General features: G+C 44.8%; 14 protein-coding genes. 9 read left to right on the forward strand and 5 right to left on the reverse strand.

Annotated elements, in window-relative coordinates; genetic code table 11:
• Positions 1 to 14 precede the first annotated feature (14 nt).
• From BEL04_RS04120 to BEL04_RS04135, 4 genes are all read right to left on the reverse strand, one after another.
• Complete coding sequence (locus tag BEL04_RS04120) at positions 15 to 2522, reverse strand: MG2 domain-containing protein (RefSeq protein ID WP_066000526.1); 2508 nt, start codon at positions 2520 to 2522, stop codon at positions 15 to 17.
• Positions 2523 to 2532: 10 nt separating this feature from the next.
• Positions 2533 to 4974 (reverse strand): hypothetical protein, encoded by a 2442-nt coding sequence (locus tag BEL04_RS04125; protein ID WP_139112912.1) that lies wholly within the window; start codon positions 4972 to 4974, stop codon positions 2533 to 2535.
• 180 nt (positions 4975 to 5154) lie between these two features.
• Positions 5155 to 5655 (reverse strand): peptidylprolyl isomerase, encoded by a 501-nt coding sequence (locus BEL04_RS04130; RefSeq protein ID WP_066000533.1) that lies wholly within the window; start codon positions 5653 to 5655, stop codon positions 5155 to 5157.
• A gap of 15 nt (positions 5656 to 5670) precedes the next feature.
• Positions 5671 to 7677 carry a thioredoxin domain-containing protein gene (locus BEL04_RS04135; protein WP_066000535.1) on the reverse strand — a complete coding sequence of 669 codons (2007 nt, stop codon included), beginning with the start codon at positions 7675 to 7677 and terminating at the stop codon, positions 5671 to 5673.
• Positions 7678 to 8054: 377 nt separating this feature from the next.
• On the opposite strand from BEL04_RS04135, the gene BEL04_RS04140 reads away from it, so the two are divergent.
• The 9 genes from BEL04_RS04140 to BEL04_RS04180 all read left to right on the forward strand — a co-directional run bounded on the left by BEL04_RS04140 (position 8055) and on the right by BEL04_RS04180 (position 17307).
• A complete protein-coding gene (locus BEL04_RS04140) occupies positions 8055 to 9152 on the forward strand; it encodes a mandelate racemase/muconate lactonizing enzyme family protein (protein ID WP_066000538.1) in 1098 nt (365 codons plus the stop codon).
• A gap of 13 nt (positions 9153 to 9165) precedes the next feature.
• Positions 9166 to 9768 carry a CDP-alcohol phosphatidyltransferase family protein gene (locus BEL04_RS04145; protein ID WP_066000541.1) on the forward strand — a complete coding sequence of 201 codons (603 nt, stop codon included), beginning with the start codon at positions 9166 to 9168 and terminating at the stop codon, positions 9766 to 9768.
• Positions 9769 to 9908: 140 nt separating this feature from the next.
• Entirely contained in the window at positions 9909 to 10895 is a 987-nt protein-coding gene (locus BEL04_RS04150; protein ID WP_083227751.1) for an alpha/beta hydrolase fold domain-containing protein, read from the forward strand.
• Positions 10896 to 10947: 52 nt separating this feature from the next.
• Entirely contained in the window at positions 10948 to 11466 is a 519-nt protein-coding gene (locus BEL04_RS04155) for an N-acetyltransferase (RefSeq protein WP_083227752.1), read from the forward strand.
• 37 nt (positions 11467 to 11503) lie between these two features.
• Complete coding sequence (gene corA, locus BEL04_RS04160; protein ID WP_066000543.1) at positions 11504 to 12628, forward strand: magnesium/cobalt transporter CorA; 1125 nt, start codon at positions 11504 to 11506, stop codon at positions 12626 to 12628.
• 36 nt (positions 12629 to 12664) lie between these two features.
• Positions 12665 to 13060, forward strand: a complete 396-nt coding sequence (locus BEL04_RS04165; protein WP_217493597.1) for a hypothetical protein — start codon at positions 12665 to 12667, stop codon at positions 13058 to 13060.
• Between the two features lie 255 nt (positions 13061 to 13315).
• The gene (locus BEL04_RS04170) at positions 13316 to 15601 is read left to right on the forward strand and encodes an ATP-dependent helicase (protein WP_066000546.1); all 2286 of its coding nucleotides are present in this window, start codon (positions 13316 to 13318) and stop codon (positions 15599 to 15601) included.
• A gap of 41 nt (positions 15602 to 15642) precedes the next feature.
• Positions 15643 to 16449, forward strand: a complete 807-nt coding sequence (locus tag BEL04_RS04175) for a DUF4393 domain-containing protein (RefSeq protein WP_066000548.1) — start codon at positions 15643 to 15645, stop codon at positions 16447 to 16449.
• A gap of 27 nt (positions 16450 to 16476) precedes the next feature.
• Positions 16477 to 17307, forward strand: coding sequence for a family 16 glycosylhydrolase (locus tag BEL04_RS04180; RefSeq protein WP_066000549.1), 831 nt, complete (start codon positions 16477 to 16479; stop codon positions 17305 to 17307).
• Positions 17308 to 17316: 9 nt separating this feature from the next.
• Here BEL04_RS04180 and BEL04_RS04185 read toward each other — a convergent pair whose 3' ends face one another.
• Positions 17317 to 17838 (reverse strand): hypothetical protein, encoded by a 522-nt coding sequence (locus tag BEL04_RS04185; protein WP_066000550.1) that lies wholly within the window; start codon positions 17836 to 17838, stop codon positions 17317 to 17319.
• Positions 17839 to 17875: the final 37 nt, after the last annotated feature.

Genomic DNA, 17875 nt, shown 5'->3' on the forward strand with positions numbered 1-17875 from the left:
CAATGGATTGAAGTCTACTTCACAACATAACTTACCATGCCGCTCACCGGCACACCTTTATCTGTAACACCCTCAACCACTAACCTTACTTTAGTTTTTGGGTCGGCATTGTAAAAACTAACAGTCGCTTCGCCAAGTCCGTTGGTTATAATGTTTGGTTCCCAGTGTATGGTGGTGCGGTTATCTATTGTTTTCAGGTCGGATTTGCCATCATATAAAGGCTTATAAAAGGTACGTGCCTGGTAGTAGCCCTCCAGGTGGGTATCGATGGTGTTATACTCTACCTTATCAAAGGCTGTCGGTTTAATATCCAGAAAGATCAGGAAAACATCGCCGCCCGAACCTGTACGCATATCACCGTTATTGTTCGCTGCCATAAGCGTGGAACCCAATACATGGCGTACCAACACTTTATTGATCGCGTCCATCGGTAGATTGAGGTACATGCCATTGTTCACATCGTCGGCATCTTCCCTGCCGTTAACAATCATGCGGGGTTCTATCCAAACGCTTTTATCCGCATTCCTGTTCGGGTCGAACCTTACACCTTTAAACACGACTGAGTCCTGGTCATTACTGCGCGCACCGGGTACTTCGTGCAGTAAAAAGTCGCGCAGTGAGTTGTAGGAATAGTATTTCGAGGTGATATCGTACTTAAAATCCGGGTAGCCAAATTTGGTGGTGGTCTGGTCCATCAACTGGTAATAATTATTGGCTTTAATCTTCACCTCATGCAATTTTACCGTATCCGAAAGCTTTACCCTTGCGCCCCAATTGTTTGCAGCCGTTTTCTCAAATACGGCCTCTTGTTCCGGGTCGCCGGTATATTCAGGAATTGCTGTAACCGGCGGCTGGCTACCATTTAGCGAATCCAGTTGCAGCCAGCCCAACTTCTTCTTTTTATTATCGAAGGACGCGAGAGTTACTTCTTTGCTGCCTACGATCGGTATACTGTTAAAAACATATTTACCGGCATTATCCGTTTTAGCCATATATTGCTGGCTGATTACCTCTCCTTTCACGGTTAACGAAACATTGGCATTGGGTATAGGCTTATTGGCAAATTTTTGCCTCAGGCTGCCTGATACCGTGAATCCGTTTTCGACAGGTTGAGTAATGCGAATGCCGTCATCGGCTAAGCGGCGCCATACAAAATCGCGCCAGCCCTGCGTCATCAGCAACAAATCCAATTGTTTAAACCGGTTGGGATTGTTTTGATCAAAATATACCTCCGGATGTTCTATAGGGCCTTTAACTTCCGATTGCAGCATCAGGTACGAAGCGATATCTCCCTCGCTCACCGGGATAGCATTGGCATCTACCACCGCCATCGACAGATTGGCACGAACAGGCTCTGTAGCCGCTGCCGTATTTATACTTACGGTAACTTTTTCCCTCGAATTGTATTGTTTCTTATCTGTCTTAATAATGATGGCTTTCGCCGATGTCGAATCGGGCACATAAACCAGGCGTTCGCACTGCGGTTTTAACTGCTTATCATAAATGGTAACACTCGAAATGCCCGCCGGAAATTTGTTTTTAGGCACGGTAGCATTGATCTGAAGGAACACGAATTTGATGGGGCTGTTCAAAAAACGTACGCCCGCATGCCTGGCCATAAAGGTTACTTCCTTATCGGGGTTCTCGGCCATTGTAGCTTCATTTGTGCTGATGGTGATACGAAGGTGCGCCGAGTCGGCATTGCTTACATGCAGTACATAGCCTTTAGGCAAAGCGGCCGGTAATTGGGCACTGAACGGCCTTTTCCCATTAAAAACACCTTTAACAGTGTAGGTTTTGTTGGGCTCCGGGATAAATACAAAACTGCCCATACCCTGTGATACACTTTCAAAACGGCTCAGCGTATCCCCTGTCGATGATACCAAATTACCTTTAACCGCAACAGTTTTACCACTCGGATCTTCGGCCTTAAACGCCACCAGGCCGGCCACATTTTCCACCATCGAACCGCCTTCGGGGAAGAAGCGGATAACCGGCCCGCCGTTTTGCTTTAGCGCCGGTGGAATAACGGGTAGTTTTTTACCGGATGCGTTAATTGTTATCGGCCTTTCATTCACTTTCCTGTTATAAACGATGAGATTCTTCTCAAAAATAAAGCTGCTGCCGAAATTGAGCTGCCAGTTGGTGTAAGCCCGCAAACGATAGTTCCCGGCCGGTATCGAATCGGTCAACTTAAAATCACCGGTCCCTGTACCGTTTTTCAGATAAACAACCTCGTTATCAAAAACCTGGCCCTGAGGCGTTAACAGTTCGACATGGAGGTTATTGCTCGAATTGACCAGTTGATTAGTCTGCGCATCTACCAGGTAGGCTTTGAACCAGACGTCATCATTGGCGCTATAGTAATCGCGGTCGGTATGCAGGTAAACCTTTTCAAACAAAAGTTTTGTGGGTGGGGCTTGCTTTACCGGTGGTGTAGCAACCTGCTGCGCTATACCTGTCGTTGCAAGCAAAATCAGGATAAAGCTTAATGTTGGCCCGACCACGTTTTTAAGGTTCATTGATTAAAATTTATTGATTGACGTTATATCCGCTGGTTGAAACTACCGGTACACCTTTTTCGGTCAGGCCTTCAACAACAACCCTGATTTTTGACTTCGGGTCGGCGTTGTAGTAGCTTACTGAAGCTTTTCCGTTAGCGTCGGTCGTGATCATCGGTTCCCAGTAGATTGTTGTGCGCTGATCGGCTTTGTTTGACGGATACTCATAGTTAGGCGAATAAAAGGTACGCGCACTGTAATAACCGGTAACTTCAGTGTTCAGAATATTAAACTCCTTTTTATCAAAAGCAGTTGGCTTTAAGGTAAGATAGATATAGATCACATCTCCACCTGCACCGTTAACGTAATGATCAACTTTTACAGAGATCACCTGGTCCATGCTGAGCGAATAATAATCCAGGCGCTCAAATATATCTTCTTTTTTATCTACAGTTAAACGTGGTACTACCGGTTTTCCCCCAAAATGAAACACAATGCCTTGTGCAGCATCGTTGTTGGTTTGCGCGCCGGGTATTTTGTGAACCAGGTAGTCTTCAAGGTCCTTGTATTTATAGTCGGCGGCCGTAATGGTGTTATTATACTCAGGATATCCAAAGGTACTCAGCGTTTCGCCGTTGTACGATACGATGGTTTTATGCACATCCTTAATCACAACCTCATTTAAGGTTACGCCATCGGCAACCCTAAACCTGCGGGCGTTGTTTTGCCTCGTTTTACTTGCTGCGTTAAAGGCAGCTAAAGCATCTGAGGGTTCCTGTTCAATGACCGGGATTTGCGGCGCCGGAACCGGGTCATGGCCGATCGTATCTAAAAACACCCAGCCAGATTTTTTCCCTTTGTCATCACGCGATGTAATGTGCAGCGTCTGCGTGCCATACAGTTCGATATTATCTAAAAAGTATTTACCCTTATCATCAGTTTTGGTAAAAAACATCTTGTTGCCCTTTGCCCCGGGTGCAAACAGCGTGATGTTCATATCCGGTATGGGTTTATTGATTAAAACTGAACGTAATTTACCCGATATGGTAAAACCTGCCTCGGGCAGGTAGCTTAATTTCAGCGTCGAATCAGCCAGGCGCTTCCATACAAAATCGCGCCAACCCTGGGTCAGCAGCAATAAATCGAGTTGTTTAAAACGGTTTGCATTTACCGGATCAAAATATTGGGCCGCATTTTCGATTTTTCCACGCACGTCTGCCTGCAGCAATAAATACGACGCAATGCTGCCTTCGTTAGCCGGCACAACATTACCGTCAACAGCAGCTAACGACAGGTTAGCCTTTACCGGCTGGTTTTGCGCGTTAACCACGCTGATATTCAAAATTGTTTTTTCTTTCGGTTTATAGGAACTCTTATCCGATGTTACCGTTACCCGGATATCATTATTGCAGTTAATGTAAACCAGCCTTTCGCAATTTGGCCGCTTTTGCTCATCGTACAATAATATACTGTTTACCCCAGCGGGCAGTTTAGCTTTGGGGATATTGATTGCCGTTTGCTCGTTATTCAATACAAATTGCCCGTCGGACACGATTTTATCGGCATGTTTAGATGCGATAGTGAGGCTTTGCCCCTTGTGTTTGGCAAACGTGGCCGGATTTGCGCTGACGATTACCTGTACATTGGTCGTATCGCTGTTTTTGATGTGCATGGCATATCCTTCGGTAAGCGCGGCAGGTAAGTCAACGTCGAACCCAGTCCCATCTTTGTAGTTACCTTTAACGTGATAAGTTACTCCAGCCACCGGCATGAGCGCAAAGCTTCCAAGGCCCAGGCTTGTGCTGGCAAAATTGCCTACGGTTTCGCCCTGCGATGATAGTACGGTGCCGTTAACCTGTACGCCGTTGCCCAAAGCATCTTCGGCCTTAAAACCCACAATGCCCATTACACCTTCAACCATCGAACCGCCTTCAGGAAACAGGCTTATCTTATTGCCATTCCCTGCATCGTCGCCGGCAATGGCGGCTTTATTTTTTCTGCTTTTTTTGATGACTGCCGCCACAGGTTTGATACCGGGAATACTGTTCACCGTGATTTGCTTATCAAAAATAAAGTTATCGCCAAAGTTGCGCATCCAGTTGGTGTAGGCACGCAGGTGATAAATGCCACCCGGTATCGAGTCGGTTAATTTAAAATCGCCGTATCCCATACCATCATCCAACCTGATAATTTCGCGGCTGATGATCTTCGATTCGGATGATACGAGGTCGACATACAGGTTATTGCTGGTAAAAGTGGGATAGTTACTTTCGCCGTTAACCAGGTAGGCTTTAAACCAAAGGTCGTCGCCGCTTGCATAATAATCACGGTCGGTATGCAGGTAAACCTTTTCAAAAAACAACTTAAACGACGCTGTTTTGGGAGCGGGCGAGGGTTTGCTTTGAGCCAGTAGCAATTGTTGGGTTCCGCACAATATTGCGGCAAAAAATAAGAGACGGAAGTTGTGTTTCATTAAGACAGGTTAGATGTTTGGGTATAATTGGTATATAGACCTAAAAGTGGAAAAAGGTTTAAATACAACCATCCTTTACTGTCCTGCCCTAGGCATATTATTATAAGTAAAACAACAATAAAAAAACCCTTTCCGGTTTTTAGAAAAAGGTTTTTTGGGCATATTATTGTAACAATATTATTAATGGTGATGATGGCCGTCGGGGCCATGTGCATGGCCGTGCGACAGTTCTTCGGGGGTGGCCGGGCGCACGTTTAAAATAGTGCCTTTAAAATGCAGCTCCTGGCCTGCCATCGGGTGGTTCAGGTCCACAATTACTGCATCTTCAGCAATCGATACTACCTGGCCCTGGAAATGGTTGCCATTATTATCCTGTAAAGGTAGGACACTGCCAATTACGGGCATTTCGGTTCCTTTAAACATTTCGATCGGTAAATTAGCCACCGCTTCTTCATCGTAACTGCCATAGGCCTCATCAGCCGCAAGGCGGAACTCGTAGTTATCGCCGGTTGACAGCGTGCTCAGGTTTTCTTCGAACTTGGGCAGCATCTGGCCAACGCCGAATAAAAAGGTTAAAGGTTGTTCCTGCGTAGCGCTCTCTACAAATGCTTCAGAGCCGTCTTCTTGTTTAACATACAAATCGTAGGTTAACGACACTACGCTTTCGGGTTGAATTTTCATTTCTTTTTGTTTTTATCAGATCTCAATTTGCTTAAGCGCCTCGGCTGTTTCTGTAACAGGCAGCCGGCAGGTTTTATCCTTGCAAACAAATATCCTGGTTTCGGCGCCAAACTTATCTGTCAACAAAGGTAAACTTCCTTTTGTTCCGCCCAACATTATTTTATTGGGGATGTAGTTTTTTTCTATCTCTTTTCGTTTTTGCTCAGCTTCAGTACCGGTTATGGCTATTTCGTACACACCGGCAACATCGTCAAGCAGCAGCATGGCCCAGTTTGAATACGCAGATCCATATTTGGCCATCAACTTTTTAACATTATGCATTTGCTGTTGCGATATCTCCATATACCGCTCATTATCAAACAGTAATCCAAGTTTATTTAAGTTACGTGCCATTACCGAATTTGATGAAGGGATAACGCTGTCCATCACCTCCAGCTTACGGGCTATCAATTGCTCGCCATCTGCAGGTGTATAAAAAAACATGCCCGAATGAGCATCATAAAATCTGTCGATAGCACCATCGGTCAGTTTTTTAGCTTCTTTAAGCCATTGCTCATTAAAAGTCACCTCATACAAGGCAATAAACGCATCAATAATCAGAGCGTAATCATCCAAAAAAGCTACCGTTCCGCCTGCATCATCCGATTTAAACACCCGTATCACTTTGCCCGAAAGGGTGATCAGATTATCCCGGATAAACGATGCATTTTTAAGTGCGAGATCAAGATACTCCTGATCGTCGAAAGCCCGGTAAGCATTACATAAACCTTTTAGCATCAACCCGTTCCACGAGGTTAATATTTTATAATCCAACCCCGGCCTTATCCGCTTTACGCGATGATCAAATACCTTTTGTTTTAGCAGGACGATCCTATCCGCCAACGCGTCAACCGGTATACCCAGTTTTTCGGCAAGTACATCGTCATCATCGTACCTGAAAAACACATTGGTATGCTCTTCGGCCCAATTCCCATCAACCGTAGCGTTATAATAAATAGCAAACAAGCCGGCATCATCGCCCAATATTTCTTCCAGTTCGTCCAGATCGAAAGTATAAAATTTACCCTCCACTCCTTCGCTGTCGGCATCCAGGGCCGAGTAAAAGCCAAATTCGGGCGAGGTAAGCTCACGGCCGACAAACTCAATTGTTTCGGCAACGACCTTTTTGTATTGCTCATCACCAATACAGGTATATGCTTCCGAATATAAGCTGATCAACTGTGCGTTATCATAAAGCATTTTTTCGAAATGCGGCACATGCCAGCGCTCATCAACCGAATACCGCGCAAAACCACCGCCGATATGATCGTAAATGCCGCCTTTGGCCATCTTATCCAGCGTCAGGCCAACAATTACCTGTATGGCTTCATCTTTCATCAGGTGGGCATAACGCAGCAAAAACTGCCAGTTGTTCGGCATCGGGAATTTCGGGCTGCGCCCCATCCCACCCAACTCATAATCAAAAAGCTGTTTCCAGGGTTTTACAACCGCTTCAAGGTCGGCCCTGGTGTTTTCCTGCTGTTCGGCTACAAGGCCGATATTCTCGTATTGTTTAATGCCTTCGGTAAGCCTTACCGCATAAGCCTCCGCTTCGTCAGGTTTATTCTCCCAAAACTCCGCAAGATTGTTCAGCAGGTTTATCCAATCAGTTTTGCGGAAATAGGTACCGCCGTAAACAGGCCGCTGGTCGGGCAGGCAGATACAATTCAACGGCCAGCCGCCACGCCCGGTCATTAACTGAACTGCACTCATATATATCTGGTCGATATCCGGGCGTTCTTCCCTATCTACTTTAATACACACAAAATGATCGTTCATTACCTTGGCGACGTCTTCCTTCTCGAAGCTTTCGTGTTCCATTACATGGCACCAATGGCAGGCTGAGTAACCGATGCTCACAATGATGAGTTTGTTCTCCAACCTGGCTTTTTGCAATGCTTCGGCGCCCCATGGAAACCAGTTTACCGGGTTATTGGCATGTTGCAGCAGATATGGCGAGGTGGAGTTTTTGAGTTTGTTCATAAGGTGGGTAGTCAATTATGAGTAGTGAATGGCATAATTAAAATTCGATGTTTACTACTTAAAGGCAAAGATAGTATTTACTACTCATACCCCTATCCAATATTCACTATTCACCACTCTCTACTCACAAACACAAAGCGGCAGAGGTTTTAGCCCCCACCGCTAAAAAAAATACAAATAAAATTGAGATCCTCTTAAAAAAATGAGGTGGTTAGGTTGTAGACCTTAATGCTATATATCTTATTGTTATCGCCTCACATATATAACGAATTACGAAACAAAAGGTTATTAAAAAATTGAAAAATATTATCGTTTGCTGACATACTCCGGCATGCTGATAATTTTCGGGTTAACGGATAAAAATTTACCTTAGCCCCATGCTTATTACACACACCGATATCTACCGTTTCAGCATCGCTATGGAACCGTTCACCATTGCCACCGGTACCATGACCTTTGCGCAGAATACCTTTATACGTGTGCATACCGATGCCGGTTTTTACGGCGTGGGCGAGTGTTCGGCCTTCCCGATGATCGTAGGTGAAACACAGGATACCTGCCTGCTGATGGCCCGCGAATTTGCCGCACTGTGGAAGGGTAAAGATCCGCTTGATATGGCCGCCCGTTTGCAGGACCTGCACAACTTTACGGCCAACAACGCTACCATCAAAAGCGCTTTTGATATGGCTTTATATGATATTGCTGCTAAAAATGCCGGTCTACCTTTATACCAATACTTAGGTGGCAGCAGGCGTCCCGTTGAAACAGATATTACTATAGGTATTGGCCAACCCGATGATATGGCCGCCAAAGCGGTAAAACTGAAGCAATCGGGCGCTACTATCCTCAAAATAAAATTAGGTAAAGATGCCGACACCGATATCGAACGGATAAGCAAGATACGCCAGGCAGTTGGCCCGGAAATGAAGGTACGTATTGATGCTAACCAGGGCTGGAGCTTTGAAGACGCCGTGAAAGCATTACAGGGCATGGCCAGCCTGGATGTTGAGTTTTGTGAGCAACCGATGCGTACCTGGTACGATGACCTGTTACCCCGCCTGATGGAACTTTCGCCGGTAAAAATTATGGCCGACGAAAGCGTGTATAACCACCACGATGCACGCAAGCAGATCAACAGCAAAAGCTGCCATTATATCAACATTAAATTCGCCAAATCGGGCGGCATTAACGAAGCCATTAAAATACACGATATTGGCGATGACCTCGGCATCCCGGTAATGATGGGCGGCATGTTGGAGAGCCGTATTGCAGCCAGCGCGCAGATGCATTTTGTATACGCCAGTCCGAATGTAAAATTCTTCGATATGGATACCTGTATGCTCGGCCATTTGGAAGATCCGGTTGTGGGCGGTGTTACTTACAACGGGTATCATTTAACTATTGATGATACCATTGGCATTGGAGCCGATGCAGATGAGGCGTTTTTGAAGAAGTGCGAAAAATGGGTGGTTTAAGCTTAAAACAAAAATGAAGAATATCCCCATAGCTCTCATTTGCTCCCGATTACTTTTCGGGGTAATTATTGTGCTGTTGGCTATGCTTCAACCTCAATATTTTCAGGGCGTTATTACCGTCCTGATCGCTATTGGTTTTGCTGGCGACATTCTGGACGGCATTATTGCGCGTTATTTAAAAATATCCACAACCAAACTGCGGCGTATGGACTCAAACGTTGATATGGTATTTTGGATATGTATCATTATCTCCAGCGTGATCATCTGCCCTGCATTTTATAAGCAGAACTATTGGCCGGTAGTTATCCTCGTTTTGCTCGAAGTCACATGCTATGTGCTTTGTTTTCTCAGGTTCAAAAAAGAAGTAGCCACCCATGCTTTATCCGCCAAAGCATGGGCCATTAGTATTTTCGTTACGTTAGTATTAATCATCAATACCAGTAGCCCGTTACCGGTGTTCAGAATCTGCTTTTACCTTGGTGTGATATCACGGTTAGAAATTATAGCTATGCTGGTTGTCATTAAAACATGGACGAATGATATCCCAACGCTTTACCATGCTTTTAAGATCAGGAAGGGAAAACCTGTTAAAAGATATAAACTGTTTAATGGGTAAGTTCAATCACCCTGGTGCCTAACAAACACTTTCTGCAGGGCAACTTAATGTAAAATTTTATGTATGCATAATATATTGCTTATGCCGATTAAACCTTTTACCTGCAAGTTCGTTAAAGTATTAATATCAACCTGAATAATATGCGTAATATTTTACGTTCGTTACTTTTAATAGGTATAGTTTACGTTATGGCCGGTTGCGGCAAAAATAACGCTGTACCTGCTGTAACTTACGTATGCCCTGCAAACAGGTTTGTTACCGAGCAATTTGCAGTAAGCTCGGCAACAGTATTGTACACCCAGGCAGTCGACTACCAGGGTAAAAATCAAAACCTTTCATTAGATATCTACTCGCCCAGCCTCGATACGCTATCGCGCAGGCCTTTAATTATTTATTGTCATGGCGGTGGTTTCACTTCGGGTGCTCGTAACAGTGCCTGGCCGGTAAAATTCTGCCAGTCGTTCGCCAAACGCGGTTATGTTGCTGCCAGCATCGATTACCGTTTGGGGATAGGAAACAATGGCGACAACGATGTATTAAGCGCACAGATACGGGCTGTACAGGATGTTAAAGCCGCTGTAAGATATTTTAAACAAACTGCTGTTGAGCAAGGTAACCCCTATCGTATCGATACCGCGCAGATATATATCGCAGGCGAAGCATCAGGGGCCATGGTTGCTTTGCAAATGGGTTATTTAAATTCGTCCGATCAGTTTGCCGAGATTGCCAACCCCGACCTGCTAAGCGCATTAAACGGAATTGAGGGTTTATCAACCCTGCCTTATTCGTCTCATGTTAAAGGCATCATCAGCTTAAGCGGAGCTATACTGGATCTCAACTGGCTCAACAACATCAATATGCCGCTCATTATGGTTCACGGTACCAAAGATGCTGTAATCCCTTACCAGTCGGGCGCAGCAAGTCCGTATACCCAAACAACGGCATACGGTAGCTATCTCATCGACTCGGTAGCAACTAACCGAAAACTCAATACAGCTTTCCACGCGTTCGCCGGCGCCGGCGCAACGCCTTATATTAGTTCCACCAAATATGCCGACAGTACTATCAACTACGTTTCGCAAGAGTTAGTGGGCTTGATCGATTGTCAGCGGCTGGGCTTGCACTAATCATTGAAATCATCTCAGGATTACTATTTTAGCTGCAAAAACCAATCATCCTTTGTACACCATAACCATCCGTAAAGTTGCCCTTGCCGACCTCGATGCGCTGCTTCTCATCAGCAGGCAAACCTTTTTTGATGCTTTTGAAGCAGTAAATAATCCCGAAGATTTTAAGGCTTATACTGATGTTGCGTTTACAAAGGCAAAATTCGAAAGCGAGCTAACCAATCCGCATTCAGAATTCTATTTGGCTGTTAACAAGGATGATATCTTAGGCTATATCAAATTAAATTTCGCAACTGCGCAAACCGAATTCCAGAACAATGATTCAGCAGAGGTTGAACGCCTGTACGTTTCATCCACCCATCAAAACAAACAGATCGGGCAGCAACTGCTCAACTTCGCCCTCGATACCGCACGCAGCAGAAAGCTCAAATATGTTTGGCTCGGCGTTTGGGAAAACAATAGCCATGCTATCCGGTTTTACCAGCGTAATGGTTTCAGCATTTTCAGCAGTCACTATTTTATGGTGGGTAACGACAGGCAGACCGACCTGTTAATGAAAAAAATGGTTTAATCTCACCTGTTCAGACAAAAACGATACATTTGACAGTATGGCAAAAAAGGTTAACCGCTTAAAAATAAAACAACACCGCAAGTATGGCAACATCGGCGATTCGCCGGGCATGATCCACATCGATGACGACTCGCTCAAACCGGTTGTAAAGCTCTATTCGTACAATAAAGATGAAGTGCAGGAAAGCGGCGGCGACGACTTTGACGATGTATTAAAGCAGCTCAAAGCCTGCAAAACGCATACACACTGGCTGCAGATCAACGGTTTGGGCGACAAGCACATGATCGAGGAGATTGGCAAGCACTTTGGTATTAACCCCCTGGTGCTCGAAGATATCGTCAATACCCACCAACGGCCTAAGATCGACGATTACAGCAGCTTTTTCTTCGCCACCAGCCGTTTGATCAATTACAAAGACAATGTAGTAACCAACTACCAGGTTTCGTTCATCGTAAAAGATGACCTGATCATCAGTTTCCAGGAAGATTACAACAATGTTTTTGAAGCCGTAGCCAAACGCCTGCACGCAGGCAAGGGTTTAATACGCATAGCAGGGCCGGCTTACCTGTGCTACGCCATGATGGACACGATTTTCGATATCTACTTCAGCTTGCTCAATAACCTGGGCGATTTACTGGAAGATATAGAGGAGCAATTGTACGATAACCCCGATAAAAGCATTATGTATGAGGCACAGCGGGTAAAACGTTCGCTCATTGTACTGCGCCGTGCCACCTGGCCCGAGCGTGATAAGATCAACTCCATGATACGCGATGATAACCCGCTCATCAGCGAAGAGGTAAAAGTTTTCCTGCGCGATGCTTACGACCACTGTATCCAGATCATCGACATGATCGAAAGCTACCAGGAGATCACCTCGAGCATCATCGATGTATACCTGTCGATAATAAGCAACCGGATGAACGAGATCATGAAAGTGCTGACGCTGATATCGGTAATCTTTATGCCGATAACCTTCATCGTCGGCGTTTATGGCATGAACTTTCAGCATGTCGACCCGGTGACGAACAAGGTGCTGCCCGGCAATATGCCCGAGCTTACCTCGCCCAACGGCTACCTGTATTGCTGGATAGGCATGATCACCATTACGGTTGCACAGATACTGTTTTTCTGGAAAAAGGGCTGGTTTAGCCGGTTATAGTTTATTGGTTCATTTGTTGATTAGTAATACCCATTTATGAAAGGCAATTTTTCAAGGTGGTCTAAATGGATTATGCTCGCAGCTGCGATATACAACCTGTTTTGGGGAGCGGTAATTTCTATACACCCTCAATTGATCTTATTCGGCAATGCCCCTACGCCTTACATCTTGATATTGATTCGGTGCATTGGCATGCTGGTGGGTGTTTATGGTGTGGCTTACTATTTTTGCTCGCGCGATCCGGTACGTTACTGGCCGCTGATTTTGGTCGGATTGATCGGTAAGGTGCTTGGCCCTATCGGTGCGGCTTGCTATGTTACTGTCGGTGCCATACCGGCAAGTTTCCTTTGGGTAAATGTTTTTAATGACCTGATATGGATAGGGCCGTTCGGGTGGATATTGCACCATATCTGGAAAAATAAGTTAACGTAAATCCGCATTAGGGATTGTAGCGGATACCGGCCTTGTGACTAATGCCCGTGTAGTATGAGCGAAAAGCCCGGCCGCAGGCAATGCCCCTAAAAGTTAAAAGCACAAAACCGAAATGTACTTCTTCAACATTACAACATCCAAGCAACAGCAAAACTTTTCCACAATCCGTCAAAACGCAGCACTCTATGCCCTTGGCACTATGCCCTTTGCCTGCAAACCCTTAATTTCGTTGCTCACAGAAAAGAGGAACAGATTTTGGATTATTTAAAAGGATTAAACCCATCGCAGCAGGCGGCAGTACTACAAACCGAAGGGCCGGTAATGATCATTGCCGGTGCAGGTTCGGGCAAAACACGGGTTATTACTTACCGGGTAGCGCACCTGATACAAAAGGGTGTCGACTCGTTTAACATACTGGTGCTTACCTTTACTAATAAAGCCGCGCGCGAAATGCGCGAGCGTATTATGCATGCCGCAGGCGCCGAAGCTAAAAACATCTGGATGGGCACCTTTCACTCGGTATTTGCCAAGATACTGCGTGTTGAAGCCGATAAGATAGGCTACCCCAGCAACTTTACCATTTACGATACCGACGACAGCAAGAGCGTGCTGCGGGCCATCATTAAAGAAATGAGCCTCGATGACAAGCTGTACAATGTAAATTTTGTGCTCAACCGTATTTCGGCCTGCAAAAACAGTTTGATATCGTGGCAAAAATACCAGAATGATCCTGCTATCTCTGCCGACGATTTTAGCAGCGGGCGTGGCAAACTGGGCGAAATATACCAGGCTTATGTAAACCGCTGCTTCCGTGCCGGCGCTATGGATTTTGACGACCTGCTGTACAAAACCAACGAACTGTTCCGCGATCATGCCGATGTGCTGTACAAATACCAGAACAAGTTTAAGTACGTGATGGTGGACGAGTACCAGGATACCAACTTTTCGCAATATCTCATTGTAAAAAAACTCGCCGCCATCAACGAAAACATTTGCGTAGTGGGCGATGATGCGCAAAGTATCTACGCTTTCCGCGGGGCCAACATCCAGAACATTTTAAACTTTGAGAAGGATTACCCTGATCTGAAAGTGTTCAAACTGGAGCAGAATTACCGCTCGACGCAGAACATCGTAAACGTTGCCAACAGTATCATCTCCAATAATAAGGAGCAACTGAAAAAGAATGTTTTTAGCGAGAAGGAACATGGCGATAAAATAAAAATACTACGGGCTTTCAGCGATAACGAGGAAGGTAAGATGACGGCCGAAGCCATTTTCCAGGAACGTGGGAATAAAGGGTTAAAATGGAACGATTTTGCCATTTTGTATCGTACCAACGCGCAATCGCGCTCGATGGAAGAAGCCTTGCGCAAACTCAATATCCCGTACAAAATATATGGGGGGCTCTCGTTTTATCAACGTAAAGAGATCAAGGATTTAATAGCCTACTTCCGCCTCACGTTTAACCCGGCAGATGAAGAAGCATTGAAGCGGGTGATCAATTACCCTAAACGGGGTATCGGCGATACAACTGTCGATCGGATTATTGTAATAGCAGGCGAGCAAGGCAAATCGGCCTGGGATATTATGGCCAACGGGCAGATGTACCTCGACGGGCGCATTAACTCGGTGATCTACCCTTTCGTAACCATGATCCAGAGCTTCCAGGTGATAGCGCAAAACTCGAATGCTTACGATGCTGCCCTGCACATCGCGCAGCATTGCGGTATTCTGAAAGACTTATACGAGGATAAATCAGTTGAGGGTTTAAACCGCTACGAAAACATCCAGGAGCTGCTGAACGGTATCAAAGAGTTTAGCGAGCGCGAGGATATCGAAGAAAAAGGTCTTGATGTGTTTATGCAGGATGTGGCCTTGCTCACCAACGACGATAAGGATAAAGACAAGGATGCCGATACCGTATCGCTGATGACTATCCACTCGAGTAAAGGTCTGGAGTTTCCGCAAGTGCATGTGGTGGGCCTGGAAGAGAATCTGTTCCCATCGCAAATGTCGCTCAACTCGCGCAGCGACTTGGAAGAAGAGCGCCGCCTGTTCTACGTAGCCGTTACCCGTGCCGAAAGTAAACTCACCATCAGCTACGCTACCTCGCGCTTTAAATTCGGCACGCTCATCAACTGCGAGCCGAGCCGTTTTTTGGATGAGATAGACCCGCAATACCTCGAGCTCGATTTTACAGCCAAGCCACAACCCGGCAACAACCCCTTCTTTGACGATGAGCGTACAGCCTGGAGTAGTAACCGCGATACGTTCAGTAAGCCTAAACCGGCATCGCAACCAATGGCGGCTAAAGTTAAAACTACATCCATACTGGCCAAAGCACACGTACCAACAGCGGGCTTTGCGCCAAGCGATACCAGCAATTTGCAGGTAGGTATGGAAGTGGAGCACGAACGCTTTGGTTTTGGTAAAGTATTAACACTTGAGGGCAATAAACCGGATATTAAAGCGACCATATTTTTTAAAGAGGTTGGGCAAAAGCAGTTGTTGCTGAAGTTTGCGAAGCTGAGGATTGCATAGTATTACAAGATTTTATCTAATAAATAATATTATCTTTATTTATGGATGAAAAAGAAATAATTCAAGCCGCTGCCGAAGGTGCCGCAAAAGGATTGGGAGGGCAAATTCCTCCATTATATCCGGACATCGTGCAACCAGCAGCTAAACAAGTAGGTAAAGCATTAGGCACTATTGCCGGACTTATCAATGTTGCCCTTGCTCCTGTTGCTGCAGTTGTGTGGGGTTATGACAAAGTTTCTGATTATTTAACTCAAACATTATCCGAGAAGTTGAGTGATGTTCTACCAGAAAACATTATTACTCCTCCTGCGTCAATCGTGGGGCCATCAATCGAAGCAATTAAATTTTTAGCTAATGAAGCAGATTTACGAGAACTTTATGCTCAATTAATAGCTACTTCAATTAATTCTGAAACTACAGAGAATGCACATCCCGGTTTTGTTGAAATCATTAAAAATCTGTCTTCTGATGATGCAAAAATCTTAAATTACATTTATCGAAAACAGTATTTCGCATGCATATTTTTATACGGGAAGCGAAAGAGTACTGGCACAAAACTTCGCATAGATTATTTCTTATCTACATATGAAATAGAGTATGAAAAGCCATTAAAGTTAGGTGGATTAAACCTAATAAATAACCTGGATCGTCTTGGATTAATCTCTACTCCAGAAGACCTTTTATTAAAGGACTCCGCAGAATACGAGTTAATAGAAAAACTACCAACATATGAAACACTGTATAACGGTTTGAAAAAGGACATTGATATCGAAATAACAGCTGAAAAACAATTCCTAATATTAACACCGTTGGGACGTCAATTTTGTGAAACTTGCATTTCAAAATAGTTACCAAATCTTATCTTCGAATGTGATATGAGGGCATTTTATCTACTTATTTTATTTACCTGGGCAACTTCACCTGTATTCGCCCAACACAAGCCCGATACCCTATTCTACGAAAGCTTCGACAACCCTACCCTAAACCGCGCCAAATGGAACGTTGAGGTTACCGGTGTTAACGCACATACGGTAAACAACGAACAGCAGGCTTATGTAGATTCGACGGCCACGTTGATTTTTAAAAACGGGTTGCTGGATATCAAGCCGATCTATCAACAGGGGTTTACCATTAAAGGCGGCCGAAAATATGATTTTATTTCGGGCAGGATCAACACCCGTCAAAAGTTTGAATTTACCTACGGTACCGCTTCGGCGCGCATCAAAATGGCAGCGGGCGCTGGCTTATGGCCTGCTTTCTGGGCCTTAGGCGAAGGCAAGTGGCCCGATTGCGGCGAGATAGATATGATGGAAAACGTAGGCGATTCATCGTGGGTAAGCCATGCCCTGCACGGGCCGGGATACTTTGGCAATACGCCTCTCGCCCACCGCTCCTTTTTCCCTAAAGGGATCGATGTTACACAATGGCATATCTATTCGGTAAACTGGACTAAAGACAGCCTCATCTTCTGCGTTGACGGTACAGTAACCTATACCGTAACCCGCGAAATGGTTGAGAAATACGGGCGCTGGGCTTACGATAACCCTAAGTTCATTATCCTTAACTATGCTTTAGGCGGCGGTTACCCGCAGGGCGTAAATAAGGTACAGTCGCCCTACCCTGGCTTGCCGCAAAGTACCGTGGATAAGATCAAAGCCGGAAAGGCTGATTACCTGGTTGACTGGGTGTTGGTGACGAGGGACTAAAGCACTTCATTATTGCTTGTCAAATGAGTTATAAATATACATCCCGCTTTTTGATCCGCCGCTGGTGAAAATCCATTTTTGTTTTCTTCTTATAGCTCTGGTAAATGTTATACCCTCACCATCCAACACTTGATGACGGCTGTCATATTTTTTTAAAGCTTCAATATCCCCGGCCATTACTATAGATTTAAATTCCGGGTCTATACTTTTTATCATATTGCTTGCATCTGTAATTATCTTGAGTTTTTTGTTAACTACTTTCCAATTCTCTAATGACGAAGAATAGTGATAATAACAACTCCCATTAACATCCCAGATAATTAACGAAGGCTCTCCGCTTTCCATTCCATACATTTTAATCATGTATATAGTATCAGCTAAAAATTTGCGTTTTTTTTCAACTTCAAATTGCTTCAAAGTTCTACTCAAACGCGATATAGAGGAGTCAATATACATTTTTGCGCTGGTATCTTTTAAATGCCTATTTTTCATCAAATATGCCTTGTAATCTTTCATAAAGTCTTGCGCCATCGTTAATTTGCTAATGCTTAACAATAACATTAAGAGA

It is taken from the genome of Mucilaginibacter sp. PPCGB 2223 (assembly GCF_001705515.1).
In the GTDB taxonomy this organism is placed as follows: domain Bacteria; phylum Bacteroidota; class Bacteroidia; order Sphingobacteriales; family Sphingobacteriaceae; genus Mucilaginibacter.